Source organism: Pseudomonas muyukensis (assembly GCF_019139535.1).
In the GTDB taxonomy this organism is placed as follows: Bacteria; Pseudomonadota; Gammaproteobacteria; order Pseudomonadales; family Pseudomonadaceae; genus Aquipseudomonas; species Aquipseudomonas muyukensis.
In genome coordinates this window covers 1,343,573-1,370,000 of the sequence record NZ_CP077073.1, presented here as the reverse complement: position 1 = coordinate 1,370,000, position 26,428 = coordinate 1,343,573, and the positions used below count along the sequence as shown (strand labels likewise).

At 66.8% G+C, this 26,428-nt stretch carries 26 protein-coding genes (1 of these 26 only partly in view); 17 read left to right on the top strand and 9 right to left on the bottom strand.

Translation table 11 applies throughout. From position 1 onward, the window contains the following. Window positions 1–153, bottom strand: partial view of a CoA-acylating methylmalonate-semialdehyde dehydrogenase gene (locus KSS95_RS06170; RefSeq protein WP_217852555.1) — the beginning only. Its footprint begins 1,341 nt before the window's first position; the window shows 153 of its 1,494 coding nt (coding positions 1–153); its start codon is at window positions 151–153; its stop codon lies off the left edge, out of view. A gap of 71 nt (window positions 154–224) precedes the next feature. Next, entirely contained in the window at window positions 225–1,571 is a 1,347-nt protein-coding gene (gene aptA, locus KSS95_RS06165; RefSeq protein WP_217852554.1) for an omega-aminotransferase AptA, read from the bottom strand. 119 nt (window positions 1,572–1,690) lie between these two features. Here aptA and KSS95_RS06160 point away from each other — a divergent pair, with 119 nt between their 5' ends. The 6 genes from KSS95_RS06160 (at window position 1,691) to KSS95_RS06135 (ending at window position 7,516) form a co-directional block, all read left to right on the top strand. After that, window positions 1,691–2,608 carry a LysR family transcriptional regulator gene (locus KSS95_RS06160; protein ID WP_217852552.1) on the top strand — a complete coding sequence of 306 codons (918 nt, stop codon included), beginning with the start codon at window positions 1,691–1,693 and terminating at the stop codon, window positions 2,606–2,608. 85 nt (window positions 2,609–2,693) lie between these two features. After that, a complete protein-coding gene (locus KSS95_RS06155; protein WP_186662637.1) occupies window positions 2,694–3,356 on the top strand; it encodes a TetR/AcrR family transcriptional regulator in 663 nt (220 codons plus the stop codon). A gap of 9 nt (window positions 3,357–3,365) precedes the next feature. After that, on the top strand, window positions 3,366–3,950 hold the full coding sequence (locus KSS95_RS06150) for an IMPACT family protein (protein ID WP_217852551.1): 585 nt from the start codon (window positions 3,366–3,368) through the stop codon (window positions 3,948–3,950). Window positions 3,951–4,321: 371 nt separating this feature from the next. Further along, window positions 4,322–5,008: an SDR family oxidoreductase gene (locus KSS95_RS06145; protein WP_217852550.1), complete on the top strand. Its 687-nt coding sequence runs from the start codon at window positions 4,322–4,324 to the stop codon at window positions 5,006–5,008. 120 nt (window positions 5,009–5,128) lie between these two features. Then, window positions 5,129–6,484: an 8-oxoguanine deaminase gene (locus KSS95_RS06140; protein WP_217852549.1), complete on the top strand. Its 1,356-nt coding sequence runs from the start codon at window positions 5,129–5,131 to the stop codon at window positions 6,482–6,484. Between the two features lie 81 nt (window positions 6,485–6,565). Further along, window positions 6,566–7,516, top strand: a complete 951-nt coding sequence (locus KSS95_RS06135) for an adenosine deaminase (RefSeq protein ID WP_217852548.1) — start codon at window positions 6,566–6,568, stop codon at window positions 7,514–7,516. Here KSS95_RS06135 and KSS95_RS06130 read toward each other — a convergent pair. The 3 genes from KSS95_RS06130 to KSS95_RS06120 form a co-directional block, all read right to left on the bottom strand. After that, window positions 7,513–8,223: an ArsR/SmtB family transcription factor gene (locus KSS95_RS06130; protein WP_217852546.1), complete on the bottom strand. Its 711-nt coding sequence runs from the start codon at window positions 8,221–8,223 to the stop codon at window positions 7,513–7,515. The genes KSS95_RS06135 and KSS95_RS06130 overlap by 4 nt on opposite strands. Before the next feature lie 524 nt (window positions 8,224–8,747). Then, window positions 8,748–9,929, bottom strand: coding sequence for a multidrug effflux MFS transporter (locus tag KSS95_RS06125; protein WP_217852545.1), 1,182 nt, complete (start codon window positions 9,927–9,929; stop codon window positions 8,748–8,750). Between the two features lie 229 nt (window positions 9,930–10,158). Then, window positions 10,159–10,356 carry a heavy-metal-associated domain-containing protein gene (locus KSS95_RS06120; protein WP_217852543.1) on the bottom strand — a complete coding sequence of 66 codons (198 nt, stop codon included), beginning with the start codon at window positions 10,354–10,356 and terminating at the stop codon, window positions 10,159–10,161. A 146-nt stretch (window positions 10,357–10,502) separates the two neighbouring features. Between KSS95_RS06120 and KSS95_RS06115 the strand changes: the two genes are divergently transcribed. From KSS95_RS06115 to cueR, 3 genes are read left to right on the top strand one after another with little or no spacing between them, the layout of a single operon-like run. After that, window positions 10,503–10,889, top strand: a complete 387-nt coding sequence (locus tag KSS95_RS06115) for a hypothetical protein (RefSeq protein WP_217852542.1) — start codon at window positions 10,503–10,505, stop codon at window positions 10,887–10,889. A 54-nt stretch (window positions 10,890–10,943) separates the two neighbouring features. Beyond that, a complete protein-coding gene (locus tag KSS95_RS06110; protein WP_217852540.1) occupies window positions 10,944–13,343 on the top strand; it encodes a heavy metal translocating P-type ATPase in 2,400 nt (799 codons plus the stop codon). After that, complete coding sequence (gene cueR, locus KSS95_RS06105) at window positions 13,340–13,744, top strand: Cu(I)-responsive transcriptional regulator (RefSeq protein ID WP_217852538.1); 405 nt, start codon at window positions 13,340–13,342, stop codon at window positions 13,742–13,744. The genes KSS95_RS06110 and cueR overlap by 4 nt, the downstream gene beginning before the upstream one ends. A gap of 24 nt (window positions 13,745–13,768) precedes the next feature. Here cueR and KSS95_RS06100 read toward each other — a convergent pair whose 3' ends face one another. Beyond that, window positions 13,769–14,545: an AraC family transcriptional regulator gene (locus tag KSS95_RS06100; RefSeq protein WP_217852536.1), complete on the bottom strand. Its 777-nt coding sequence runs from the start codon at window positions 14,543–14,545 to the stop codon at window positions 13,769–13,771. A 66-nt stretch (window positions 14,546–14,611) separates the two neighbouring features. Then, complete coding sequence (locus KSS95_RS06095) at window positions 14,612–15,889, bottom strand: acetyl-CoA C-acetyltransferase (protein WP_217852535.1); 1,278 nt, start codon at window positions 15,887–15,889, stop codon at window positions 14,612–14,614. Here KSS95_RS06095 and KSS95_RS06090 point away from each other — a divergent pair. The 7 genes from KSS95_RS06090 to KSS95_RS06060 all read left to right on the top strand — a co-directional run bounded on the left by KSS95_RS06090 (window position 15,888) and on the right by KSS95_RS06060 (window position 22,722). Beyond that, window positions 15,888–17,354: a 3-oxoacyl-ACP reductase gene (locus KSS95_RS06090; protein ID WP_437179573.1), complete on the top strand. Its 1,467-nt coding sequence runs from the start codon at window positions 15,888–15,890 to the stop codon at window positions 17,352–17,354. The two genes, KSS95_RS06095 and KSS95_RS06090, sit on opposite strands and share 2 nt — an antisense overlap. Before the next feature lie 2 nt (window positions 17,355–17,356). Further along, the gene (locus KSS95_RS06085; protein WP_217852531.1) at window positions 17,357–18,208 is read left to right on the top strand and encodes a MaoC family dehydratase; all 852 of its coding nucleotides are present in this window, start codon (window positions 17,357–17,359) and stop codon (window positions 18,206–18,208) included. A gap of 57 nt (window positions 18,209–18,265) precedes the next feature. Beyond that, window positions 18,266–18,571: a MazG-like family protein gene (locus tag KSS95_RS06080; RefSeq protein WP_217852529.1), complete on the top strand. Its 306-nt coding sequence runs from the start codon at window positions 18,266–18,268 to the stop codon at window positions 18,569–18,571. Beyond that, entirely contained in the window at window positions 18,568–19,317 is a 750-nt protein-coding gene (locus KSS95_RS06075; RefSeq protein WP_217852528.1) for a methyltransferase, read from the top strand. Before KSS95_RS06080 ends, KSS95_RS06075 begins: the two co-directional genes overlap by 4 nt. 20 nt (window positions 19,318–19,337) lie before the next feature. Continuing rightward, window positions 19,338–19,964, top strand: a complete 627-nt coding sequence (locus KSS95_RS06070; protein ID WP_217852526.1) for a DUF4136 domain-containing protein — start codon at window positions 19,338–19,340, stop codon at window positions 19,962–19,964. 20 nt (window positions 19,965–19,984) lie between these two features. After that, window positions 19,985–20,545, top strand: coding sequence for a DUF4136 domain-containing protein (locus tag KSS95_RS06065; protein WP_217852524.1), 561 nt, complete (start codon window positions 19,985–19,987; stop codon window positions 20,543–20,545). A 242-nt stretch (window positions 20,546–20,787) separates the two neighbouring features. Then, window positions 20,788–22,722, top strand: a complete 1,935-nt coding sequence (locus KSS95_RS06060) for a pilus assembly protein TadG-related protein (protein WP_225935562.1) — start codon at window positions 20,788–20,790, stop codon at window positions 22,720–22,722. Here KSS95_RS06060 and KSS95_RS06055 read toward each other — a convergent pair. Beyond that, on the bottom strand, window positions 22,707–25,343 hold the full coding sequence (locus KSS95_RS06055; protein WP_217852523.1) for an ATP-binding protein: 2,637 nt from the start codon (window positions 25,341–25,343) through the stop codon (window positions 22,707–22,709). The genes KSS95_RS06060 and KSS95_RS06055 overlap by 16 nt on opposite strands. Next, window positions 25,340–25,783: a TadE/TadG family type IV pilus assembly protein gene (locus KSS95_RS06050; protein ID WP_217852521.1), complete on the bottom strand. Its 444-nt coding sequence runs from the start codon at window positions 25,781–25,783 to the stop codon at window positions 25,340–25,342. The genes KSS95_RS06055 and KSS95_RS06050 overlap by 4 nt, the downstream gene beginning before the upstream one ends. A gap of 75 nt (window positions 25,784–25,858) precedes the next feature. On the opposite strand from KSS95_RS06050, the gene KSS95_RS06045 reads away from it, so the two are divergent. Next, complete coding sequence (locus KSS95_RS06045; protein ID WP_217852519.1) at window positions 25,859–26,329, top strand: A24 family peptidase; 471 nt, start codon at window positions 25,859–25,861, stop codon at window positions 26,327–26,329. The last annotated feature ends 99 nt before the right edge of the window (window positions 26,330–26,428 follow it).

Here is a 26,428-nt window from a genome sequence, read left to right as displayed (position 1 = left end):
GGCCTTGGCCGAGTCGATGGCTTGCTGGATGGTGGCGCGGCTGGCCAGTTCAACCTTGCGCACGGCCTGGCCGGTGGACGGGTTGAAGACATCGGCGGTGCGTTCGCCCTTGGTGACCAGCTCGCCGTGGATCAGGTGCTGAACAATGCTCATGCAGAACTCCAGATAAAGAAGGTAGAAGCAGGCGCGTGCTGTTCACCCGCCTGACGTCAAAAACGGAAAAATCAGTCGACCTTGTTCAGGGCTTCGCCCACGGCGTCGAACAGGCGGTCCAGCTCCTGCGGCTGGGTATTGAAGGTCGGCCCGAACTGCAGGGTGTCGCCGCCATAGCGCACATAGAAGCCGGCTTGCCACAGCTTCATGGCCGCCTCGTACGGGCGGACAATGGCATCACCGTCGCGCGCGGCGATCTGGATGGCGCCGGCCAGGCCGTAGTTGCGGATGTCGACGATGTTCTTGCTGCCCTTGAGCCCGTGCAACAGCTGCTCGAAGTGCGGCGCCAGCGCGGCGGCGGACTGCACCAGGTTTTCCTTTTGCAGCAAGTCCAGCGCAGCGATACCGGCGGCGCAGGCCACCGGGTGCGCCGAATAGGTGTAGCCGTGGGGGAATTCCACCGCGTATTCGGGCGTCGGCTGGTTCATGAAGGTCTGGTAGATCTCGCCGGTGGCGATCACCGCGCCCATCGGAATGGCACCGTTGGTGACCTGCTTGGCGATGCACATCAGGTCTGGGGTCACGCCGAAGGCTTCGGCACCGGTCATTGCGCCCATGCGGCCAAAGCCTGTGATCACTTCGTCGAAGATCAGCAGGATATTGTGCTGGGTGCAGATCTCGCGCAGGCGCTTGAGGTAACCCTTGGGCGGTGGCAGCACGCCAGCCGAGCCGGCCAGCGGCTCGACGATCACCGCGGCGATGTTCGAGGCGTCATGCAGCTCGATCAGCTTGAGCATTTCGTCGGCCAGGGCGATACCGCCCTCTTCCGGCATGCCCTTGCTGAACACGTTGGCCGGCAGCACGGTGTGCGGCAGGTGGTCGACGTCCAGCAGTTGGCCGAACAGCTTGCGGTTGCCGTTGACGCCGCCCAGGCTGGTGCCGGCGATGTTCACCCCGTGGTAGCCGCGGGCACGGCCGATGATCTTGGTCTTGGTGGCCTGGCCTTTCAGGCGCCAGTAGGCACGCACCATCTTCAGCGCGGTGTCGGCGCACTCGGAGCCGGAGTTGGTGAAGAACACGTGGTTGAGATCGCCCGGCACCAGGTTGGCGATTTTCTCAGCCAACTGGAACGCCAGCGGGTGGCCGAACTGGAAGGCCGGCGAGTAGTCGAGGGTGGCGACCTGGCGAGCGACCGCCTCGCTGATCTCCTTGCGGGTGTGCCCGGCGCCGCAGGTCCACAGGCCCGAGAGGGCATCGAACACCTTGCGGCCCTTGTCGTCGACCAGGTAATTGCCTTCGGCCGCGACGATCAGGCGCGGGTCGCGCTGGAAGTTGCGGTTGGCGGTGTAGGGCATCCAGTGGGCGTCCAGCTTGAGCTGGCTGGCGATACCGGTGTGGACGGTCTCGGGCATGTTCATCGGGCGGTTCCTCGAAAGACGATTAGGCAACGATGGATGTTGTTGCAGCTAAATTGGCACGGCGATAAAGTCCAGAAAACCCAACATTTCTAACCTTCATTCCGCAGCGGGCTAAACATATGAGCCGACGTCCCGATCCCCTCGCTCAGGTCAGCGATTTCGATATCCGCTTGCTGAAAATCTACCGCAGCGTGGTGGAATGCGGCGGTTTCTCGGCGGCGGAGAACGTTCTGGGCATCGGCCGTTCGGCGATCAGCCAGCAGATGAACGACCTGGAGCAACGGCTCGGCCTGCGCCTGTGCCAGCGCGGGCGCGCGGGGTTTTCGCTGACCGAGGAAGGTCGCGAGGTGTACCACTCGGCCCTGCAACTGCTCAGCGCCCTGGAGAGCTTTCGCACCGAGGTCAACGGGCTGCACCAGCATTTGCGCGGCGAACTGAACATCGGCCTCACCGACAACCTGGTAACCCTGCCGCACATGCGCATCACCCACGCCCTGGCCGAGTTGAAGGACCGCGGCCCGGACGTGCGCATCCAGATCCGCATGATCGCCCCGAGCCAGGTCGAGCATGGCGTGCTCGACGGCAGCCTGCATGTCGGCGTGGTGCCACAGACCAGCCCGCTGTCCGGGCTTGAGTATCAGCCGCTGTACAGCGAGCGCTCGCTGCTCTACTGCGCGGTCGGCCACCCGCTGTTCTATGCCGATGACCAGCAGGTCGACGACCTGCGCCTGAACAGCCAGGATGCCATCGCCCCAACCTTCCGCCTGCCCGCCGATATCCAGGCGCACTACCAGGCCCTGCACTGCACCGCCAGCGCCTCGGACCGTGAAGGCATGGCCTTCCTGATCCTGACCGGGCGCTACATCGGCTACCTGCCCGACCACTACGCCAGCTTCTGGGTGCAACAAGGCCGCCTGCGCGCGCTCAAGCCTGCGCAGCGCTTCTACGACCTGGGCCTGAGCTGGGTGACCCGCAAGGGCCGGCGACCGAACCTGGTGCTGGAAAGCTTTTTGCAAAACCTGGCTGCGACACGTTGATACTCATCTGAGCCGCAAATGCTTGTCACTTCGGCACAGGCAGGTAATCTGTCGGACATTCGTAACGACCCGTCCGGAATCGTCCATGACCCTAGAAGTCCCTGCGCATCGCTCCCCCGCCTCGGGCAAGCCCGCCGGCCGCATCCGCCAGAAGAACGAGCAGGCCATCATCCAGGCCGCCGAAGACGAATTCGCCCGCCACGGCTACAAGGGCACGAGCATGAACACCATCGCGCTCAAGGCCGGGTTGCCCAAGGCCAACCTGCACTACTACTTCACCAACAAGCTGGGCCTGTACATCGCCGTGCTGAGCAACATCATCGAGTTGTGGGACAGCACCTTCAACGCCTTGAGCGTCGAGGACGACCCGGCCGAAGCGCTGAGCCACTACATTCGCACCAAGATGGAGTTCTCCCGGCGCAACCCGCAGGCCTCGCGGATCTTCGCCATGGAAGTGATCAGCGGCGGCGAGTGCCTGAGCGAGTACTTCAGCGCCGACTACCGCGACTGGTTCCGTGGCCGCGCCGCGGTGTTCCAGGCCTGGATTGACGCTGGCAAGATGGACCGGGTCGACCCGGTGCACCTGATCTTCCTGCTCTGGGGCAGCACCCAGCACTATGCCGACTTCGCCACCCAGATCTGCCAGGTCACCGGCCGCAGCCGCCTGACCAAGCAGGACATGGAAGACGCCAGCAACAACCTTATCCACATCATTCTCAAAGGCTGCGGCATCACCACGCCCGCCTGACCCGGACCTATGCCTTCTACCCTGCTCGAGCTCTGCGAGTTCCGCGAGGACATTCGCAAGAGCCGCTTCATCACCCTCGCCGGCCCGATCAGCAGCGCTGCCGAGGCGATGGCCTTCATCGAACGCCACAGCGACCTGGCGGCCACCCACAACTGCTGGGCCTGGAAACTCGGTGCCCAGTACCGCAGCAGTGACGATGGCGAACCCGGCGGCACTGCCGGCCGGCCGATCCTCGCCGCCATCGAGGCCCAGGATTGCGATCAGGTCGTGGTGCTGGTGATCCGTTGGTATGGCGGCATCCAGCTAGGCACAGGCGGCCTGGCCCGCGCCTACGGCGGCGGTGCCAACAAGTGCCTGCAGCAGGCGCCGAAGCGGCTGCTGGTGCATCGTAGCGAATTCAGCTGCAGTTGCAGCTTCAGCGAGCTGGCGCTGCTCAAGCTGCGCCTGGCCGAGGTGGATGGGCTGGTACTGGACGAACAGTTCACCGCCAATGGCGTCGAGCTGCAGATCGCCCTGGGGGATACGCACCTGGATACCCTGCAACAGCAACTGGCCGACCTCAGCCGCGGGCGGATCCTGCTCGAGCGCCGTTGAAGGTTGCCCACAACCACTGTGGGCGTGCCTGTGGATAAGCTTGGGGCATTTCACCACAGGCCTTTACCAGCAAGGCCTGCGAGGCTTTGATCATATTTTGATCACACCTGTGTGACAGGCGGGTAAACCGAACGGGGTCAGTTAGTTATCCCCAGCCGGCGGGCGAAATAGCGCCCCGGACAACCTATTTCAAGGCGTTGCGCTTGCACACAAATACTGTGGAGCAGCCTGTGGATAACCCGTGAGGCAATGCGCCAGGCCCCGCAATCACGGGGCTCCGGCAACATTGATCACTTCTTGACCAGGCGGGCATCGAGCCCTGCTCTGGAGTATGCTCCTGAGCCAGCACTCAGCTTTTCAGGAGCCCCGCAATGACCGCACAGAAAACCGCCCTGATCATCGGCGCCTCACGAGGCCTGGGCCTCGGCCTGGTGCAACGCCTGCACGAGGATGGCTGGAACGTCGTCGCCACCGTGCGTGATCCGCAAAAGCCCGGCGCGCTGGCCGAAGTACCCGGTGTGCGCATCGAGCGCCTGGAGATGAACGACACCGCGCAACTCGACGGCCTCAAGCAACGCCTGCAAGGCGAGGTATTCGACCTGGTATTCGTCAACGCCGGGGTAATGGGCCCGCTGCCCCAGAATTTGGAAAACGTGCAACTGCTGCAACTTGGCGAGTTGTTCATGACCAACGCCGTGGCACCGATCCGGGTCGCCCGCCGCCTGGCCGGCCAGGTACGCCAAGGCAGCGGTGTACTGGCGTTCATGAGCTCGATCCTGGGTAGCGTGACCATCCCCGACGGCGGCGAGATCTGCCTGTACAAGGCCAGCAAGGCCGCGCTCAACTCGATGATCAACAGCTTCGTGGTCGAGTTGCAGCGCCCGGACCTGTGCGTGCTGGCCATGCACCCTGGCTGGGTGAAGACCGACATGGGCGGCGAGAACGCCGAGATCGACGTGCTCACCAGCACCCGCGGCATGCTTGCGCAGGTCAAGGCGCACAGCGGCAACGGCGGCCTGCGCTTCATCGACTACCAGGGCCAGACGCTGACCTGGTGAATTGAAAGCCGCGTAGCGAGGCAGTAGACTCCAAGCCTCGCCCCCGCGGCGAACCTGGATCAGCAGACAGGGCAACACTGAGCTGGCTAACCTGAACCCACTTTCAGAGGAGCCGGCACCATGCCTGCGACCCGTACCTGGTTGAAATCCCCCCTTGCCATCTTCACCGCCAACGCCGCCGACGCCCGTGGCGGGCTGGTCATCGAAGACGGCCGCATCACCGAGCTGCTTGGCCCCGGCCAAGCCCCCAGCGCCCCTTGCGACCAGGTGTTCGATGCCCGTGAGCACGTGGTATTGCCCGGCCTGATCAACACCCACCATCACTTCTATCAGACCCTCACCCGGGCCTGGGCGCCGGTGGTCAACCAGCCCCTGTTCCCCTGGCTCAAGACCCTCTACCCGGTGTGGGCGCGCCTGACCCCGGCCAAGCTCGAGCTGGCCAGCCAGGTCGCCCTGGCCGAGCTGCTGTTGTCCGGCTGCACCACCGCCGCCGACCACCATTACCTGTTCCCCGAAGGCCTGGACAACGCCATCGACGTGCAGGTCGAGGCGGTGCGCAAGCTGGGCATGCGCGCCATGCTCACCCGCGGCTCGATGAGCCTGGGCGAGAAAGATGGCGGCCTGCCGCCGCAACAGACCGTGCAGCAAGGCGAGGTGATCCTCGCCGACAGCCAGCGCCTTATCCACAGCTACCACGAGCGTGGCGACGGCGCGCGCATCCAGATCGCCCTGGCGCCCTGCTCGCCGTTCTCGGTCACCCCCGAGATCATGCGGGCCAGCGCCGACCTTGCCGAGGAACTGGACGTGCGCCTGCACACCCACCTGGCCGAAACCCTCGACGAAGAAGACTTCTGCCTGCAGCGCTTCGGCCTGCGAACCGTCGACTACCTCGACAGCGTCGGCTGGCTCGGCCCACGCACCTGGCTGGCCCACGGCATCCACTTCAACCCCGACGAGATCGCCCGCCTCGGCGCCGCCGGCACCGGCATCTGCCACTGCCCGAGCTCGAACATGCGCCTGGCCTCGGGCATCTGCCCGACCGTGGAACTGGATGGCGCAGGCGCGACGGTTGGCCTGGGGGTGGACGGTTCGGCCTCCAACGACGCCTCGAACATGATCCTCGAGGCGCGCCAGGCCCTGTATCTGCAGCGCCTGCGTTACGGCGCCGAGCTGATCACGCCGGAACGCGCCCTGGGCTGGGCGACCCGGGGCTCGGCCAAGTTGCTGGGGCGCGGCGATATCGGCGAGCTGGCCGTGGGCAAGCAGGCCGACCTTGCGCTGTTCAAGCTCGACGAACTGCGCTTCTCCGGCAGCCACGACCCACTTTCAGCCTTGCTGCTGTGCGGCGCCGACCGTGCCGACCGGGTGATGGTCGGCGGCCAGTGGCGGGTCATCGACGGCCAGATCGAGGGCCTCGACGTGCAGGGCCTGATCGCCAACCACCGCCAGGCCGCCGCCCAGCTGATCGCCGGTTGACGAACCAGGGCCTGGCCGGGCGCATTGCCCGGCCAGGCCCTGTAGAATGTCGGCCAACCGTACCTGATCGAGATTGCACACATGTATGAATGGCTGAACGCCTTGCCCAAGGCGGAACTGCACATGCACCTGGAGGGCTCGCTGGAGCCCGAACTGCTGTTCGCCCTGGCCGAACGCAACAAAGTCGCCCTGCCCTGGGCGGATGTGGAAACCCTGCGCGGTGCCTATGCCTTCAACAACCTGCAGGAGTTTCTCGACCTCTATTACCAAGGCGCCGATGTGCTGCGCACCGAGCAGGACTTCTACGACCTGACCTGGGCCTACCTGCAGCGCTGCAAGGCGCAGAACGTGATCCACACCGAGCCGTTCTTCGACCCGCAGACCCACACCAACCGCGGCATCCCGTTCGAAGTGGTGCTCAACGGCATCAACCAGGCGCTCAAGGATGGCCGTGAACAACTGGGTATCGGCAGCGGCCTGATTCTCAGTTTCCTGCGCCACCTGAGCGAAGACGAAGCCCACAAGACCCTCGACCAGGCCCTGCCCTTCCGTGACGCTTTCGTCGCCGTGGGCCTGGACAGCTCGGAACAAGGCCACCCGCCAAGCAAGTTCCAGCGCGTGTTCGACCGCGCCCGCAGCGAAGGCTTCGTGACTGTCGCCCACGCCGGCGAGGAAGGCCCACCCGAGTACATCTGGGAAGCCCTCGACCTGCTGAAGATCCAGCGCATCGACCATGGCGTGCGCGCCATCGAGGACGAACGGCTGATGCAACGCATCATCGACGAACAGATCCCGCTGACCGTCTGCCCGCTGTCCAACACCAAGCTGTGTGTGTTCGACCACATGAGCCAGCACAACATCCTCGACATGCTCGAGCGTGGCGTGAAGGTCACGGTCAACTCCGATGACCCAGCCTACTTCGGCGGCTACGTCACGGAAAACTTCCAGGCCCTGCACGAGCATCTGGGCATGACCCAGGACCAGGCCCGGCGCCTGGCACAGAACAGCCTCGACGCACGCCTGGTGCGCTAACCCACCTGCCGCGCCGGCAGCCGCGCGATGGCGTTGATGTGCTGCAATCCGGGCGGCGTGAGCTGGACCGCCCGGTTGCCATCCTGCTCACGGACCCAGCCCGACTGCAGGAACAGCCGCAACAACGCCTGCCCCAGGCTGCCTCCCAGGTGTGGCCCCTGGTCGCTCCACTCGGTGCAGTGGCAGGTGACGCAACCGCGCTTGCCATCCGGCACCAGCGCGTCGATGAAAACCCCCAGGGCTTCCAAGCGCGCCTTGCCTTCAGCACTTACGCACAACTGCGCCTCGCTGCCTTCGAGCCAGCCGTCGGCGAGCAAGCGCTGGAACAGGTCGGCCGCCACCTCGCCGCCCAGGTGGTCGCCACACAGGCGCGCCTTGCGCATCGACAGGGGGATCTGCAGGGCATCACCTTTGCGCCCAGCGCCGCGCACCTGCAATTGCACGCTGGCAAGCGCCTCCACCGCGGCGCCCACCTCGGGGTTGGCCAAGCGAAAATAGCGCTTGCGCCCACGAGGCTCGAAGCGCAGCAACCCCGCCGCTGACAACAACGACAGATGCGCGCAGGCCGACGGCGTACTAAGGCCGGTGAGCAGCGCCAGTTCGTCCGCCGCCCGCGGCGTGCCATCGATCAGCGCCCATAACATGGCACTACGCTTGGGGTCGGCCATCAGGCCAGCGACCTGGCTGATGCTGCGGACTTCGTTCATGAACCTGAAGCTCCCTGATGAATCTCGGCTGGTAGGCGGGGTAATGGCGCGATGCCGGGGCAGTATAAGACCACTCGTGGTTGACCTGCCGAGCCCTGTAGGATCGCCGCTGACCGCCCTGAGGGCACCCTCGCGGCGACGCGGCGAATCGGCTGGTCGCCCGTGATACAGCGGCTGCGGCAACGTGGGACCAGGTCGCCCGACGGCAGACACCAACAATTCCTACAGCTGCGTACAACAATTACCCGACGCAATGCAGAAAGCTCCCCTCCCCCAACCCGCCATGACCGTCAGTCAGGGTAGTGATCCCGGTCATGGCGAGAGCCTGGGGTGGCGCTAAACTTCATCGGCTGTCGCTCACTGGAGGTGAATCACGATGAAGATTGTCGTCAGTGCGTCGAACCGAAACCCTGCTTGCCCGTGGCAGGTCCAGCTGGACCAGCACGTGGTGAGTTTTCGCAACGAAGCCGAGGCGCGGGCCTTCGTCGCCTTGCTCGAAGCGCGCCTGAACGCGCCCCATGTGCTTACACCGAGCGCCTGGCCTGCAAGCGCCGGGTCAGCATTGCGACACTGACCACCAGCGCGCCGCACAAGCTGATCACCAGCGCCATGGGCACCGCGCTGCCATCATGCAGCACCCCGACCAGCGCCGCCGCAGCCGCGGCGACGCTGAACTGCAGGCAGCCCATCAGTGCCGAGGCACTGCCGGCCCGTGCCCCCTGGCCACTCATGGCGCACGCCGAGGCGTTGGGGATGATGCAGCCGAGGCTGGCGATGCAGACGAACAGCGGCACCAGCAAAGGCCACAGCGCCACCGGACGCAGCGCCGCCACCAGCAGCAGCGCCAGCGCCGCGGCCAGGTACAGCCAGACCGCACGGGCCAGCAGGAACGCCGGCCCACGCTTGGCCAAAAGACGCGCATTGACCTGGGCCATCAGGATGAAACCGGCGGCATTGGTGCCGAACAACCAGCCATAGTGCTCGGCCGGCACGCCGTACAGCTTGATGAAGACGAAGGGTGAGCCGGCGATGTAGGCGAACATCCCGGCGATGGCGACCCCGCCGGTCAGCGCATGGCCAACGAACACCCGATCACCGAGCAGGCGCAGGTACTGGCGCAACGCCCCCGACAGCGGCTGGCGCGGCACGTGCGCCGGCAGGCTTTCCGGCAGCCCCAGGCCGACGGCCACAAGGCAGGCGGCGCTGAACAGGCTCAAGGCCAGGAAGATCGACTGCCAGCCGGCCACATTGACCAGCACGCCACCGAGCATCGGCGCCAGAATCGGCGCCAGGCCCATCACCAGCATCAATTGCGAGAACACCTTGGCCGAAGCCACTGCGTCGCACTTGTCGCTGACGATCGCCCGCGACAGCACCATGCCGGCGCAGCCGCCCAGCGCCTGGACGAAACGCGCCACGATCAGGCTGTCGAGGTTTGGCGCATAGGCGCAGGCCAGCGACGCCAGGGTGAACAGGCCGACGCCGAACAGCAACGGGATGCGCCGGCCGAAGCGGTCGGCCACCGGGCCGTAGGCCAGCTGGCCAAGGGACAGGCCGAGGAAGTAGGCAGCCAGGGTGGTCTGCACGTGCTTTTCATCGGTGGCGAAAGCGTGCGCCATGGCGGGGAAAGCGGGCAGATAGAAGTCGATCGCCAAGGGCCCGAACGCACTCAGGGCGCCGAGAATCAGCAGGGTTCGCAGGTTCATGGAGAATCCATAGCAGGCTAAGCAAGCGCTTAAGTCTACCTGCACTGGGTGCCCAGGCGATGAAAACCTTCGTAATAATTGCCGCCCGATTGCCCGGCGAACACCACCACCGTCGGTGCCATCCTGCGCGGCGCCTGGTTCGCCAGCAAGGCTGGCGCCTACCGGGCCGGGTTGGCCGAAAGAGCCGCGTAGGCACCGATGGCATGAGGTTTACAGGGCCAACCCCTGATCAGGCCAGCTCGGCCTGATACCCCTCCTGGCGAATCGCCGCAAGGATCTGCTCCGCTGCCAGCGTGCTGTCGACCCGCACTTGCCGTCCGGCCAGGTCCACTTCCACCCGCGCCGCGCCATCCTGCTCCTGCACCGCCCGGGTCACGCCTTTCACGCAATGGCCACAGGTCATGCCTTGTACATTGAACACTTGCATCGAGGTTGCCTCCTGGTGGGTTTTGCCCAGTCTCATCCTTGCCATCGGGGCAAGGTCAAGTTCTGCCGGCAACGGCCGGGCTGGAAATCCGCGCGCGGCTCGGCCAAGCTGCGCCTTTGACGTTTTTGCCAAGCAGGAGATTCTTCATGATCAAGGCAGCATTGGGCCTTGTCGGGCTACTGGGCGCACTCGCCGGGGTGCCAACGGCCAGCGCCGAGGGCAACGCGGACTACAGCGTGCTGATGATTTCCCGGGAACGCCTGGAAGTGGCCACCAGTTGCGAGATCGGCATCTACCTCAACGATCAGTTGGCCGCCCGACTGTTCCAGGAACAATCCACTTCATTCAACCTGCCGCCCGGCCCGGTCGATGTGCGCATGCGCCTGCTGCCCGGGCAGATGCCCGGCTGCGCCGCGGGCGTCGAGGACCAGCGCAGCACGCGCTTGAACCTCAAGGCCGGGCAGATCAGCAAGTACCGTATCGCCACCGGCGCACATGGCCTGGAATTGCGGCAGGCCAACCTGGGCTATTGACCTTGCCCGCATGGCAAGGTTGATGCTGCAGGCCAGTCCACGGAGGAGAGAGCCATGCCCGCATCCACCACCTTCGACCTGCCGATCGCCGGCATGACCTGCGCCAGTTGCGCAGGTCGGGTCGAACGCGCCTTGCGCAAGGTTACCGGTACCGAACACGTCAGCGTCAACCTCGCCACCGAGCAGGCCCGCGTCCAGGCCCCGGCCGACAGCCTGCCGGCGTTGGTCGACGCCGTGCGCGACGCCGGCTACAGCGTCCCCACCCGCACCCTGGAACTGCAGATCGGCGGCATGACCTGCGCCAGTTGCGTCGGCCGCGTCGAGCGCGCCTTGCGCAAGCTGCCGGGGGTGGAGCAGGTCAGCGTCAACCTGGCCAACGAACGCGCCCACCTCGAAGTGCTCCAGGCCCTGGACGACAGCGCGCTGATCGGCGCGGTGGAAAACGCCGGCTACAGCGCCAGCCTGCCGCGCAGCCAGCACGACGACCAGGCCCAGGCCCAGCGCCGCCTGCGCAACGAGCGCCTGGCGGTGGGCGCTGCCCTGCTGCTGGCGCTGCCCCTGGTGCTGCCAATGCTGGGACAACCCTTCGGCCTGCACTGGATGCTGCCGGCCTGGGCGCAGTTCCTGCTGGCCACCCCCGTGCAATTCATTCTCGGTGCGCGCTTTTATGTCGCGGCCTGGAAAGCCGTGCGCGCCGGCGCCGGCAACATGGACCTGCTGGTCGCCCTGGGCACCAGCGCCGGCTATGGTTTGAGCCTGTACCAATGGGCCAACGCCCCTGCCGGCACGCAACCGCACCTGTATTTCGAAGCCTCGGCGGTGGTGATCGCCCTGGTGTTGCTGGGCAAGTACCTGGAAAGCCGCGCCAAACGCCAGACCGCCAGCGCCATCCGCGCCCTCGAGGCCTTGCGCCCGGAACGCGCGGTACGGGTACTCGACGGACGCGAGGAAGAAGTCGCGATCAGCCAGCTGCGCCTGGGCGACCAGGTACTGGTCAAGCCCGGCGAGCGCTTCCCCGTCGACGGTGAAGTGCTCGAAGGCAGCAGCCATGCCGACGAGGCGCTGATCAGCGGCGAAAGCCTGCCGGTGCCCAAGCAGCCGGGGGACGCGGTCACCGGTGGTGCGATCAACGGCGAAGGCCGCCTGCTGGTGGAAACCCGGGCGCTCGGCACCGAGACGGTCCTGGCCCGGATCATCCGCCTGGTGGAGGACGCCCAGGCGGCCAAGGCGCCCATCCAGAAACTGGTCGATCGGGTCAGCCAGGTGTTCGTCCCGGCGGTGCTGGTACTGGCGCTGCTCACCCTGATCGGCTGGTGGCTGGCCGGCGCGCCGCTGGAAACCGCCCTGATCAACGCCGTCGCGGTCCTGGTGATCGCCTGTCCTTGCGCCCTTGGCCTGGCGACGCCGGCGGCGATCATGGCCGGAACCGGCGTCGCCGCCCGCCACGGCATCCTGATCAAGGACGCCGAAGCCCTGGAGCGCGCCCACGCGGTCAACCGCGTGGTATTCGACAAGACCGGCACCCTGACCTCGGGTAGCCCGCGTATCGTCCACAGCCAAGCCGCCAGCGGTGACGGCGGCGAACTGCTGCGTCTGGCCGGTGCCCTGCAACGCGGCAGCGAACACCCACTGGCCAGGGCCGTGCTCGAGGCCTGCGCCGAACAGGGCCTGGAAGTACCGCAGGTGGCGGCCAGCCAGGCGCTCACCGGGCGCGGCATCGCCGGCCAGGTGGACGGGCGCGAGCTGGCGCTGGGTAACCGCCGCCTGCTCGAGGAAAGCGCATTGTCGCCCGGCGACCTGGCTGCCAGCGCCCAAGCCTGGGAGGCCGAGGGACGCACCCTGTCCTGGCTGGTCGAGCGCGGCAACCAGCCGCGGGTACTGGGCCTGTTCGCCTTCGGCGACAGCCTCAAGGCCGGTGCCGACCTGGCCATTGCCGCGCTGCACCAGCGTGGCATCAGCAGCCACCTGCTGACCGGTGACAACCGCGGCAGCGCCAAGGTGGTGGCCGAGGCCCTGGGGATCGACGACGTCCATGCCGAAGTGCTGCCGGCCGACAAGGCCGCCACCGTAGCGGCGCTCAAGCGCGATGGCGTGGTGGCCATGGTCGGCGACGGCATCAACGACGCCCCGGCCCTGGCCGCCGCCGATATCGGCATCGCCATGGGCGGCGGCACCGACGTGGCCATGCAGGCCGCCGGCATCACCCTGATGCGCGGCGACCCGCGCCTGGTGCCCGCCGCCCTGGAGATCAGCCGCAAGACCTACGCCAAGATCCGCCAGAACCTGTTCTGGGCCTTCATCTACAACCTGGTCGGCATCCCCCTGGCCGCGCTGGGTTACCTCAACCCCGTGCTGGCCGGCGCTGCCATGGCGCTGTCCAGCGTCAGCGTGGTGAGCAACGCCCTGTGGCTGAAGACCTGGAAACCCACCGCCGACCATCAGGAGCTGCCATGAACATCGGCCAGGCCGCCCGCCGCAGCGGGCTCAGCGCCAAGATGATCCGCTACTACGAGTCCATCGGCCTGCTGCGCCCGGCCAAGCGCAGCGACAGCGGCTACCGGTTGTACCAACAGGACGACCTGCACAGCCTGGCGTTCATCAAGCGTTCGCGCGACCTGGGCTTCTCCCTGGAAGAGGTGGCCAAGCTGCTCACCCTGTGGCAGGACCGCCAGCGCGCCAGCGCCGATGTGAAGGCGTTGGCCATGCAGCACATCGATGAGCTGAACCGGCGCATCGAGGAACTGGTGAGCCTGCGCGACACCCTGGGCGAGCTGGTAGCGCACTGCCAGGGCGATGATCGGCCAGACTGCCCGATCCTCAAGGACCTGGCCAATGGCGGCAGTTGCTGCCATTGACCCCAGCGAGGCGCAGCGGGGAGCTCAGAGCCTCAGCTCCCCAGGCGTTGCGCCGAACAGTTGCTTGAAGGCGGCGATGAACGCCGAGGTGGAGTCATAACCGCAACCCAGTGCCGCCTGGGTGACGCTCTCACCGGCCTCCAGCAACGCCAGCGACGACAGCAGGCGCATGCGCTGGCGCCAGTTGCGAAAGCTCAGGCCCGTCTCGCGCTGGAACAGGCGCATCAAGGTTTTCTCCGACACGCCCAACTGCCCGGCCCATTGCTGCAGGGTCTGCGCCTGGTCGGGCGCGGCGATCAGGCCATTGCACAAGGCCAACAACCTCGGGTGGCGCGGCAACGGCAGGGAAAACCCCACTTCCGGCAGGGTGCGCAGTTGGTCCAGCAGCACCGCCACCAGCCGCGCTTGCACGCTGTCAGTGGCCGGGTAGTCCACGGCGAAGGTGCAGAACTGCTTGATCAACTCCCGCGCCAGCGGTGTCACCTCCAGCACCCGGCAGTGCTCCGCCGCCCAGGGGCAGGCATCGCGGCGCACGTAGAGGCTGCGCATCTCGGCCTGCATCGAGGTCACCACCTCGTGCTCGGTGTCGGCCGGAATCCACACGCCCCATTGTGGCGGGGCGAAGTAGCTGCCGCTGCGGGTATAGACGCCCAGCACACCGCTGATGGCATAGGAAAACTGCACCCAGTCGTGGCGATGGCGGGGGGTCCAGGATCCGGCATCCAGGCGCTCGGCACGGGCGTAGAGCGGCCTGGGCAGCTCGGTCAGGGCGGGGATGGCGCGTGGTCCGTTGGTCGGCATGAAAGGGCTCGATAATGCGAGGCAGACAAGCATACCAGTCGCAGCCGGCCTTGCCGGCGAACAGGGCTAGCGCTCGACGATCGCCGTCACCCCCTGGCCACCGGCCGCGCAGATGGAGATCAACCCCCGCCCCTTGCCACGCGCCTTCAGCAGCTTGGCCATGTTCGCCAGGATCCGCCCACCGGTTGCGGCGAACGGATGGCCGGCCGCCAGCGAACTGCCCTTCACGTTCAACTTGCTGCGGTCGATGGCCCCCAGCGGCGCGTCCAACCCCAGGCGCGACCGGCAATAGGCCGGGTCTTCCCAGGCCTTGAGGGTGCATAGCACCTGGGCGGCGAAGGCCTCGTGGATCTCATAGTAGTCAAAATCCTGCAGCGTCAGGCCGTTGCGCGCCAGCAGACGCGGCACCGCGTACACCGGCGCCATCAGCAGGCCTTCCTGGCCATTGACGAAATCGACCGCGGCTGTCTCGCCATCGACCAGGTACGCCTGCACCTCGATGCCATGGTCCTGGGCCCAGGCCTCGCTGCCCATCAGCACCAACGAGGCACCATCGGTCAGTGGTGTTGAGTTACCCGCCGTCAAGGTGCCCTGGCCGCTGCGGTCGAACGCCGGCTGCAGCTTGGCCAGCTGCTCCAAGGTCAGGTCCGGGCGCAGGTTGTTGTCACGGCTCAGGCCCAGGTACGGCGTCAACAGATCATCCTGCCAGCCCTCGGCATACGCCGCCGCCAGGTGCTGGTGGCTGAGCAAGGCCAGTTCGTCCTGCTCGACGCGCTGGATGCTCCAGGTGTGGGCCATGCGCTCGCAATGCTCACCCATGGACAGGCCGGTACGGGGCTCGCCATTGCGCGGCAACTCAGGTTTGAAATGACCCGGGCGCAGCTTCAGCAACGGCCACAGGCGATCGGCCAAGCTCTTGGCCCGGTTGGCCTGCAGCAGTATTTGCCGCAACCCTTCACTGACCGCGATCGGCGCATCGGACGTGGTGTCGACACCGCCAGCGATGGCGCTGTCGATTTGCCCCAGGGCGATCTTGTTGGCCACCAGCAAGGCCGCCTCCAGCCCGGTGCCGCACGCCTGCTGAAGATCGTAGGCCGGGGTCTGCGGTGACAGCCTGGAGCCCAGCACGCATTCGCGGGTCAGGTTCATGTCCCGCGAATGCTTGAGCACCGCACCCGCCGCCACCTCGCCCAAGCGCAAGCCATGCAGCCGATAGCGCTCCACCAGGCCCTCGAGCGCTGCGGTGAGCATCGCCTGGTTGCTGGCCTTGGCATAGGCGCCGTTGGAGCGGGCAAAGGGGATCCGGTTACCACCCAGGATCGCCACCCGGCGAGTTGAACGCATGCCTGTTCCTCCTGAAACAAATTTATCCGTGCTAGCTTCTTTTAGCTCATTCGAACGACCCTGCCACAACTTTGGTCCACACTTGCAAGCTTGCCTTCAGGGAGAACCGTACATGAGCGACCGTTATCTGGGCTTTGCCAACTCCACCCTCGGCCGCAAGCTGGTCGATGCCCTGGGCCTGCCGCGCCCAGCCCCGCTGGAGCGCTGGCAAGCCGGCCGGCTGCGCCCGATCGAGGGGGCGCTGGTGCTCGGTGGCGGGCCGCTGGCCGCGCAAGTCACCAGCATCGCCCCCCGGCTAACGGCCGATTGCTACAGCTTCAACTGCGAGTCGCTGCCAGCGCCGGCCTGGGTCGCCGGCCTGGGGCCAAAGCTCAAGGCGGTGGTGTTCGATGCCAGCGCGATATCCGACAGCGACGCACTCAAGGAGTTGCGTGAGTTCTTCCAGCCCCTGCTGCGCAGCCTGGCGCCCTGTGCCCATGTGCTGATCCTTGGTCGCGCCCCCGAACAGCTCGCCACCCCGGCGGCCAGCGTCGCCCAGCGCGCCCTGGAGGGCTTCAGCCGCTCGCTGGGCAAGGAACTGCGCAATGGCGCCACGGCCAACCTGCTGTACATCGGCGAAGGCGCCGAGGCGCAGCTCGAGGGTGCGCTGCGCTTCTTCCTTTCGCCCAAGAGCGCGTTCGTCAGCGGCCAGGTGCTGCGCCTGACGGCCTGCGCCACCCAGGTCGAGGACTGGACCCGCCCATTGGCCGGGCGCCGGGCCCTGGTCACCGGCGCCGCCCGCGGCATTGGCGCGGCCATTGCCGAGACCCTGGCGCGCGATGGCGCCGAGGTCACCTTGCTCGACGTGCCCCAGGCCCAGCGCGACCTCGACGCCCTGGCCGCACGCCTGGGTGGCCGCGCCCTGGCCCTGGACATCTGCGCCGCCGACGCTGCCACGCAACTGCTCGACGCCCTGCCGGAAGGCCTGGACATCGTCGTGCACAACGCCGGCATCACCCGCGACAAGACCCTCGCCAACATGACCCCGGAATACTGGGACGCGGTGCTGGCGGTCAATCTCAAGGCGCCCCAGGTGCTGACCCAGGCGCTGTTCGAGGCCGGCAAGCTGCACGACAACGCGCGTATTACCCTGCTGGCCTCGGTCAGCGGCATCGCCGGCAACCGCGGCCAGGCCAACTATGCCGCCAGCAAGGCCGGGCTGATCGGCTTCGCCCAGGCCTGGGCACCACGCCTGGCCCAACAGGGCGCCAGCATCAACGCAGTGGCGCCGGGCTTCATCGAGACCCACATGACCGCCGCCATGCCCATGGCCCTGCGCGAGGCGGGCCGGCGCCTGAGCTCATTGGGCCAAGGTGGCCTGCCACAGGATGTCGCCGAAGCCATCGCCTGGCTCAGCCAGCCGGGTTCGGGGGCGGTCAACGGCCAGGCCCTGCGGGTCTGCGGCCAAGCCTTGATGGGAGCCTGACCATGACCCGAGCCTGGCACGACCTGCACCACCCCGACTCGCGGACGAACCTGTACCTGCGCGCCCTCGGCAAACGCAAGATCCGTGGCAGCCAGCTGCCGCAGCAAGGCCTGCGCTGCTTCCTGCGGGTAGATCCAGCCAACCTGGCGGCCTACCGTCGGCTCTGCCATTTCGCCGACGACGGGCGCCTACCGGGCACTTACCCGCACATCATGGCCTTCGACCTGCAATTGCAATTGCTCACCACCGAGGATTTTCCCTTCCCGCTGCTCGGGCTGGTGCACCTGCACAACAGCCTGCAGGTGCTGCGCCCCCTGGGCGGCATCGACGGGCTGCGCTTCGCGGTGTATGCCGACAACCTGCGGCCCCATGAAAAGGGCGGCACCTTCGACCTGGTGACCGAGGCCGAGGACGGCCTGGGCCTGCTCTGGCGCGAGACCAGCCGCATGCTTGTGCGCGGTCTCAAGCTCGAGGCGTCGTCCACGGACCTGGCCGCACCGACACCCATCGCGTTGCCCGAGGCCACCCGTTGGTACGCCGACGGCGATATCGGCCGACGCTACGCCAGGGTCTGCGGCGACTACAACCCGATCCACCTGAGCCGCCTCACGGCACGCCTGTTCGGCTTCCCCAGGGCCATCGCCCACGGCATGTGGAGCAAGGCCATGGCGCTGGCGGCCTTGCAGGGGCACCTGCCCAAGGCCGGGTATGCCTTCGCGGTGGACTTGCACAAACCGGTGCGCCTACCTTCGGAGGTGATATTGAGCGCCAGCGCGGCGGCGCCGAGCGGCGAGCTGCGCCTGGACGGCCACGGCGGGCTGCTGCACATGCTCGGTAGTTGGCGCCCGCTCTGATCGGGCTTGCTTTGCAAGGCACCTCGCCGGAAGCTATGCGCCACGAGGAGAGCCCCGATGAACCTGCAAGAATTGACCGAACGCCTGCACCGCATCCGCGACAACAATGCCTGGCGCGGTTTCCACAGCCCGAAGAACCTGGCCATGGCCGCCAGCGTCGAGATGGCCGAACTGGTGGAAATCTTCCAGTGGCTGACCGAGGACCAGTCGCGCCAACTGCCCGCCGACCAGCTCGCCCATGCCGGCCAGGAAGTCGGCGATATCGTCCTCTACCTGTTGCTGCTGTGCAGCGAACTGGGGCTGGATATGGACGCGGTGGTACGGGCCAAGCTGGCCGACAGCGAGAGGCGCTTCGCCAAATGAACGACCGTCACTTCGATGAACTGGCCAGCCGCTTCGCCGAGAAGATCTACGGTGGCGCCAAGGGCGCGATCCGCCTGGCCGTGCTCCAGGCGGACCTGGCCGAAACCTTGCCCGAACGCCCGCTGCGGGTACTCGACATTGGCGCCGGCCTGGGCCACATGGCGCTGTGGCTGGCCCAGCGCGGGCACCACCTGACCCTGGCCGAACCCGCCGCGCCGATGCTCGACGGCGCCCGCGCGCGCTTCGCCGAAGCCGGCGCGACGGCAACCTTCATCCAGGCGCCATGGCAGGATCTGCTCGGCCAGCTCACCGAGCCCTACGACCTGGTGCTGTGCCATGCCGTGCTCGAATGGCTGGCCGAGCCCGAGAGCATCCTGCCGGTGCTGCACCAGCTGACCGCCCCGGGCGGCTGGCTGTCGCTGGCGTTCTACAACCGCGACGCGCTGGTCTATCGCAACCTGCTCAAGGGCCATTTCCGCAAGCTGCGCAGCAACCGCCTGGCCGGTGAAAAGCAGAGCCTGACCCCGCAGAAACCGCTTGATCCCCGTGAGCTCAAGGCGCAACTTGGGCCTTACTGGCAGGTCGAAAGCGAAAGCGGTGTGCGGGTGTTCCACGACTACATGCCCAAGCAATTCCAGGCCCAGGCCGAGCTGCTCGACGTGCTGGAGATGGAACTGGCGCACCGCCGCCACCCCAGCTTCGCAGGGCTCGGCCGCTACCTGCACTGGATCTGCCGGCCCCACTGAAGCACCCGCCAGGAGGACTCATGGCGTACCGTCTGTTGTGCCTGGCCCTGTTGCCCTTGGCCCTGGCCGCCTGCCAGGGCAGCAACCCCTATGTCGCCAGCAGCAAGCCGCTGCCGCCGGCACCGCCCCAGGCCGCCACCACCTTCGACGCCAGCGCCTACCCGGCCCCGGCACGTGACTATGGCCGTTATCGCAGCTGGCGCTGGCGCGACGAGCAACTGCCGCAGGGCCTGCACAACGCGGCCCCCGGGCAGTTGGCGGACGCGGTCAGTAGCGCACTCGACCAGCACGGCCTGCGCCCGGCCCGGGGCAGCGCCGCCGACCTGCTGGTAAGCGCCGACGTGCGCCTGGAGCGGCGCCTGCGCCAGGTGCGGGACTACGACTACGACCCTTACTACGGCCCTTACGGCGGCATTGGCTACGGCGGCTACCGCAACGGTTACGGCGGCTATGCCAGCGTGCCGATCGTGCGCACCTACGAGGTCGAGGTGATGGTGGTGCGCATCGACCTGTTCGACGCTCGCGACGGCCAGCCGGTGTGGAGCGCCAGCGCCGAAAGCGGCAGCGACAAGGACTCGCCGCGTGAACGCGAAAGCGCCTTGCGTGAATCGGTGGGCAAGGCGCTGAGCGGCTATCCTCCCAGTTAACCTTGAACCGGAGAACCATCATGTTGCGCCGTCTCGTTCTACTGTCCCTCGCCCTGTTGCTGGCGGCCTGCTCGAGCAACAACGTGCAACAGGACTTCGATGCCAGCCGCGATTTCGCCGCCTATCGCAGCTGGGCCTGGCAGGAGCCGGGCCTGCAATACCGCCCGGACGACCCCCGCATCAAGAGCGACCTGACCGAACAGCGCATCCGCCAGGCCGTGGCCGGCCAGCTCGACCAGCGCGGCCTGCGCCCGGCGCAGGGCAACGCCCGGCCTGATGTGAAAGTGCGCGCCTACCTGATCGTCGAGGACCGCCAGCAGCAGATCACCACCAACTATGGCGGTGCCTGGGGCGGTTACTGGGGGGGCTACTGGGGTGGGCCGATGTACAACGAGACGCGCAGCGTCGACTACAAGGTGGCGACCATCCAGGTCGACCTGTTCGATGGCCGCGACGGCAAGCTGGTGTGGCGCGGCAGCGCCGAGCAGATCATGAACAACTACCCACCCAGCCCGCAGGAACGCAATGCGGCGATCCAGAAGACCGTGACCCAGGTGTTGAGCAACTATCCGCCGCATTGACCCGCTTGGGCAGTAGTACGGCCCCCTGTAGGAGCGGCCTCGTGTCGCGAAAGGGCTGCAGCGCAGCCCCCGGATCTGAGCAACAAGGCGACAATCGCCGGGGCCGCGGCGCGGCCCTTTCGCGACACGAGGCCGCTCCTACAGGGATCGCGCTGAGCAGGCAAGGCAACTTGCCATCACCTTGACTACACTCCCTGCACCGCCGCCGTGCTGCCGGGCCTCTGGCCGGCAAAGGAGTGCCTGTGGTTACCCGTTCCGCTGTGCGCCAACGCGGCGCGATCGGCCTGATGGCCGCGCTGACCCTGGGCCTGGCGCTGGTGTTCATGCTGCTGACGGTCGACGGCGGGCGCCTGTACCTCGAGCAACGCAAGCTGCAGCGCATCGCCGACATGGCCGCCCTCGAGGCCGCCGGACAGGGCGGCCAATGCGCGGGCAACGGCCCCCAGGCCAGCACCCTGGCGCGCACCGCCGCCACCCGTAACGGCCACTCGCCGCTCAACCCGCTGATCGCCAGCTGCGGCTACCTGCGCACCGGCAACGACAACCTGCGGGTCTTCACCGCCGATGCCACGCGCAACGAAGCGATCAAGGTCGAGGTCAGCAACGTCGTGGTCACCAGCGTGGCCGGCGGCGTCTATGCCCTGGTGCAGGGCGGCGCCCTGGCGCGTACCACCAACCTGCACGCCAGCGCGGTGGCCGCCAGCCCTGGGCCGCCCCAGGCGATGCTGAGCATTCGCACCACACTGGCCACAATCCAGCCGACATCTCTCATTCCCGGCTTGAGTGACAAAACGAAGATCGACCTAGTCGGCTGGCAAGGCATCGCCAATACCAAGATCAACTTGCTGCAATACCTTGACCAACTCGCTATCGATTTAAACCTCAACCTTGGCAATTACCAACAGCTGCTAAACCTTGAAACCAGTGCGACCGTGTTGCTACAGGCCGCGGTCAAAGTATTGCAACGCAGCGGCGCCACCGTCGATGTCATCACCAACCTCGGAAACATCGCCGCCAACCTGCCAGCCGGCGGATTGCAGTTGGGTAAGTTGCTGGACCTACAGAGCGGCACTGCCCAGGCCGGCCTGGACGCGAACATCCAGCTGTTGCAACTGGTACAAGGCGTGATTCAGCTAGCCGCCAGCGAACACGCCGCGAACATCGAGCTACCCATCAATATCCTGGGAGCAATGAAGGGGAAGATTTATCTTAGGATCATCGAGCCCCAGCAGATCTCAGCGGTGGGCGATCCACGCACTGATGAACTCCTCGTGCATACCGCCCAGATCAGAGCCCTGGTGTCCCTCGACCTGCCGCTGCTAACCGGCATCGCCGGTTTGCTCAACGCCGTTGAGGACCTTGCCGCACCGCTTACCAACGTGCTGAACAACCTCCTCAGCCTCAACTTACTGGGTACCGTCCATTCGCTGACCTGTGCACTGGGCATACCCTGCAAGGTCAGTGACATACAACTGCTGGACAGCCAGGTCCATCTCGATATCGGCCTCGAAGTGGCAGAAGGCACCAGCCGCCTGCGCCCCGCACCGCCGGACAACTACACCTGTGCGCCTAAAAGCCTGACGACGCTCACTCAGCGTTCAGCGGTAAAAATAGCGATTGGCAAGTTTGATTCGCCAGCGGACTTTCTCAACAACGGCACGTCTGCGATCAAAGCCATGCCGGTTATCGATATCGGCACCAATGTCTGCAGCCGCCTGCTGATTCTGCCCCCCTCCTGCGGCACGCGTGTGCCATATGCTGGCGGCGGCATCGGCCTACGGGTGGACAGCAAAGTGCTGGGCAGTGGCCCCCTCGAGAAGCCCTTGGTCTTCATCAACAGCCCTGATGCCTGGGAAATCGGCGATGACCCGTTCTTCCTACCTATGGCCGATGATCAGCTTCAGGTGGTGGCAAGCCTCACCGACACGTTGAACGGCATCAAACTTGAGGCCTACCGCCCCACGGTCAACAGTGGGCTCGGCCAGATGCTGGCGCTGACAGCGGGCCTTCTGGACGGCGTGAAGAGCATCCTGGAGCCGGTGATCAAAAACCTGCTCAGCCCACTTGTCGACCCACTGGTCAAAGGCTTGCTCAAACTACTAGGCACCGACCTCGCCAACGCCGAAGTCGGCGCCAACCTCAGTTGCTCCAGCGGCCACGCTCAACTGGTGCTGTGAAGCGGCAGTTCGATGCGAAAGCACGCCCCTTCGCCCGCGTTGCTCACCGTCAGGCGGCCGCCCATGTGCGCGACGATGCCGTGGCTGACCGACAACCCCAGCCCGGTGCCGACCCCGGCCGGCTTGGTGGTGAAGAACGGCTCGAAGATGCGCGCGTGCAAATGCGGGTCGATACCGCCGGCGTTGTCGTCCACCAGCAGGCACAGGCACTGCGCCTCCAGCACCTGGCGCACGCGAATCCACGGCTGCGCCCGGCCCTGCTCGAGCAGGGCATCGCGGGCATTGACCAGCAGGTTGATCAGCACTTGCTCCAACTGATCCTGATGCCCAAGCACCCGCGGTTGCGCGTCGGCGCATTCGAGCCGCAACGCCACGCCCTTGCCGCGCAGGCCCTCCTCCAGCAACGCCTGGGCCCCCGCCACAGCGTCCCAGGCGGCGAAAGGCACATGTTCGAGCGCCGAACGCCGGCCATACACGCGCATGTGCTCCACCAACCGCGCGGCACGCTCGACCTGGGCCTCGATGCGGCGCAGCTTGTCCACCAGGTAGGCCGGGTCGGCGGCGCCGTTGTCCAGGCGCTTGAGGGTGTTGGCCACGGCCATGCGCATCACGTTGAGCGGCTGGTTGATCTCGTGCACCAGGCCGGTGGCCAACTCGCCCAGGGTGGCCATCTTGGCGCCTTGCAACAGCTGCTGCTGGCTGCGCCGCACCTCGGTATTGTCGCGGCCCACGGCCTGGACTTCGAGCAGACGGCCGTGGTCATCGAACAGCCCGCGGTCGGCCCACACCCACCAGGCATGCTCGCGCCCTGGCAATTGCAGGCAAATTTCCGCGCAGCTCACCGGGTGCTCGGGGGTCAGCGCCTGCAGGCGCTGGACAAAGCCTTCGCGCTGGCCGTCGGACAACCACTGGCCCAGGTCCGCGCCTTCGAGCTGCGCAGGCGTGCAACCCAGGTAGTCGGCCAGGGGCCGGTTGCCGAACAGCAAGGTCAGGTCGGGACGGTAACGGCAGATCATCGCCGGTGAGTCCTCGACCAAGACCCGGTAGCGCTCCTCGCTCTGGCGCATGCGCTCGGCGGCTTCGCTGGCCTCGCTGACATCCAGCCACAGGCCGACCACTTCCAGCGGCTGGCCAAGGTCGTCACGCAGCAAGCGCGCCTCATCGAGGATCCAGTGATAGCCCCCCCGCTGATCGCGCAGACGGTAGCGGCACCGCACCTGGCCGTCGCGCAACAAGCTGCGGGTACGTTCCAGCCACAGCGCGCGGTCCTGCGGATGTACCGCCAGGCCGGGCTGGCGCGCCTGCTCGCCGTCCATCGCCCAGCCCAGCACAGGCGCCAGGCTGGCGCTGAAGAACTCGCTGTGCAACGCGCCCTCGGCATAGCGTTGCACGTAGATCACCGCCGGCGAGCTGGCGATCAGGTTTTCCAGCCGGGCTCGCGCGGCGCCGGCTTGTTGCTCCTGGGCCTTGAGCGCGCTGATATCGAGCAAAAAACCACGCACCTGGCCGCCCCGCCCATGGCCGGCCCAGTGCAGCCAGCGCGGCGGCGCCTGGACGTCGTTGCCCAGCACCCGCACATTCAGGCTCAGTGCCTGCCCGTCGCGGGCCTGGGCCAGGGCCAGTTGCGCCGGCTCACGGTCGGCGGGGTGCAGGCAGGCCAGCCACTGCTGCTCGCTGGCACGGCGCGGCAGCTCGAGGGCGGCAGCCAGGGTCGGGTCCAGTTGCAAGTCACCTTGCGCCGGCCATTGCCACCAGCCCGCGCCCAACTGTTGCTGCAAATCGTCGAGGTGGGCGGCCTGCTCGTGCAACTGCTGGCGGCGATGGCGCACCAGCAGCGGCTCGACCAAGGTGCGCAGCAACGCCAGCGCCATGTCGGCCGGCGGCAACTGGGGCGCGCCGGCGCACAGCAACCACGCCTCGGTATCCTGGCCCAGGCGGCAGGGCACCAGGAACAACGACACCCCGCCGCACAGCGCCAGCAGCTCCAGGTCGTCATTGGCCTCGACCAGGCCCTGGGCCGGCCATGCCTGCAGCCGCGCCTGCAAGGTGCGGTCGGCGGGCCAGGGCCAGGCGCCCTCGCTGCTGGCGTAGTGTCGCCAGCCATCGGCCTCGCGCAGCAGCAGGCGCAACGAGCGGGCCTGCCAGTGCTCGGCAAGCCGTTGCAATTGCGCCTCGGTGGTCTGCACCAGGCGCGCCGCGCCGCACTCACGCAGGGCATGGCCGATCTCGCCGAGCAATGGCCGTTGCCGGTCCCAGCGCTGCTCGCGCAGCAGGTCGCCGATGTCGAACAGCTGCAACATCCACCCCTGGGCCTGGCGCAGCAACCAGCCACGGGTGTGCAGGGCCTGGCCGACGGCCGTATGGAAATCCAGGTCCAGCGGCTGGCCCTGCCAGTCGGCGGGCTCGCCTTCGAGCACCACCCAGCTGTGCCGCAGCAAATAGTCGTGCAGCCGCCCACCGGCCTGCCCGGGCAACGCCAGCAAGGTCCGCAGCGGGCCGGCCAGGCGCTGCACCCGGGCCTGGTCGTCGAGCCACAGTTGCAGGCCGACCGCTGGCGGTACCTGCGGTTCGGGCAGCGGGGTGGGCGCCGTGCGCCAGCGGTCGAACAAGCCGCCACTCACAGTTGCAGGCTCGCCTGGGCCTGCAAGCGCGCGGGCAGCTTCGGCACCTCGCCGACCAGGGGCAGCACCAGGGTCGGCAAGACCCGCGTGAGCCGCTCTCGCGGGTAGTCGATGACCACCGTCAGCACCTTGTCGGCACCGACACTGACCCGGGTGTCGGTGATCACGCTGAAGCCCAGGGCACTGGGCATCCACGCCAACTGCTGGCCGATCACCTGGCGGGCCAGGCCCTGCACATCCAGGGCGTAGGTCTGGCTGCTCGGGTCCACCGCCACGCACCGGCGTACCGCCTCGCTGCTGGCCTGGTTGAACGATTGCAGCATCAGCATCGGCAAGGCGTAGCTGACCAAACCGTAGAACACCGCGAAAAACACCATGAAAACCGCGACAAACTCGATGGCTGCCGCGCCTTTTTGCTGCCGCGCCGGGCTTGCTTGCATGATCGCGTCTACCCTGAGTCTGAGACCTGGGTAAAAGCATAGATCCGTTCAACGAATAGGGATGGCCATTTGCCAATGCACAGCATTGTTCTTCTGATGTGGCTTGCCTTGTGCACCGAACAAGATGTCCGTGAACGACAGATCTCCAACACCCTCACCCTCGGGGTCGCTGCCTGTGCTCTGGTCTGGCTGTTCGCCACCGGGCGCAGCTGGATCGGCGCCGAGGCCAGCGAGGCGGGCTGGGCACTGGCAATCGTCATGCTGCTCACCCTGCCCGGCTACATGCTCGGGCGCTTCGGTGCCGGCGACGTCAAGCTGATGGGCGCCCTGGCCCTGGCCACCAGCCCGCAGTACGTGCTCGGCACCTTCATCGGCGCCGGGGTCACGGTGCTGGCCTGGATGTTCGGCCGCCGCCGCTTGTGGACCCTGCTCAACCCCAAGGTGAAAAAACGCATGCAGGCGCTGGCCGAGCAGGTCGGCGACAAGCAGCCGTTTGCCCCCTATGTATTGGCCGGGTTCCTGCTGACAGCCGTTTGGATCCAATAGACGACCGTATGGTCGGATAAGGAGCAAGGCCGAATGTACATAATTGCAAAGTGCGACTACTTTTCTACCTGCCAGAGCGTCTGGCCCGGGAGCAGGGCC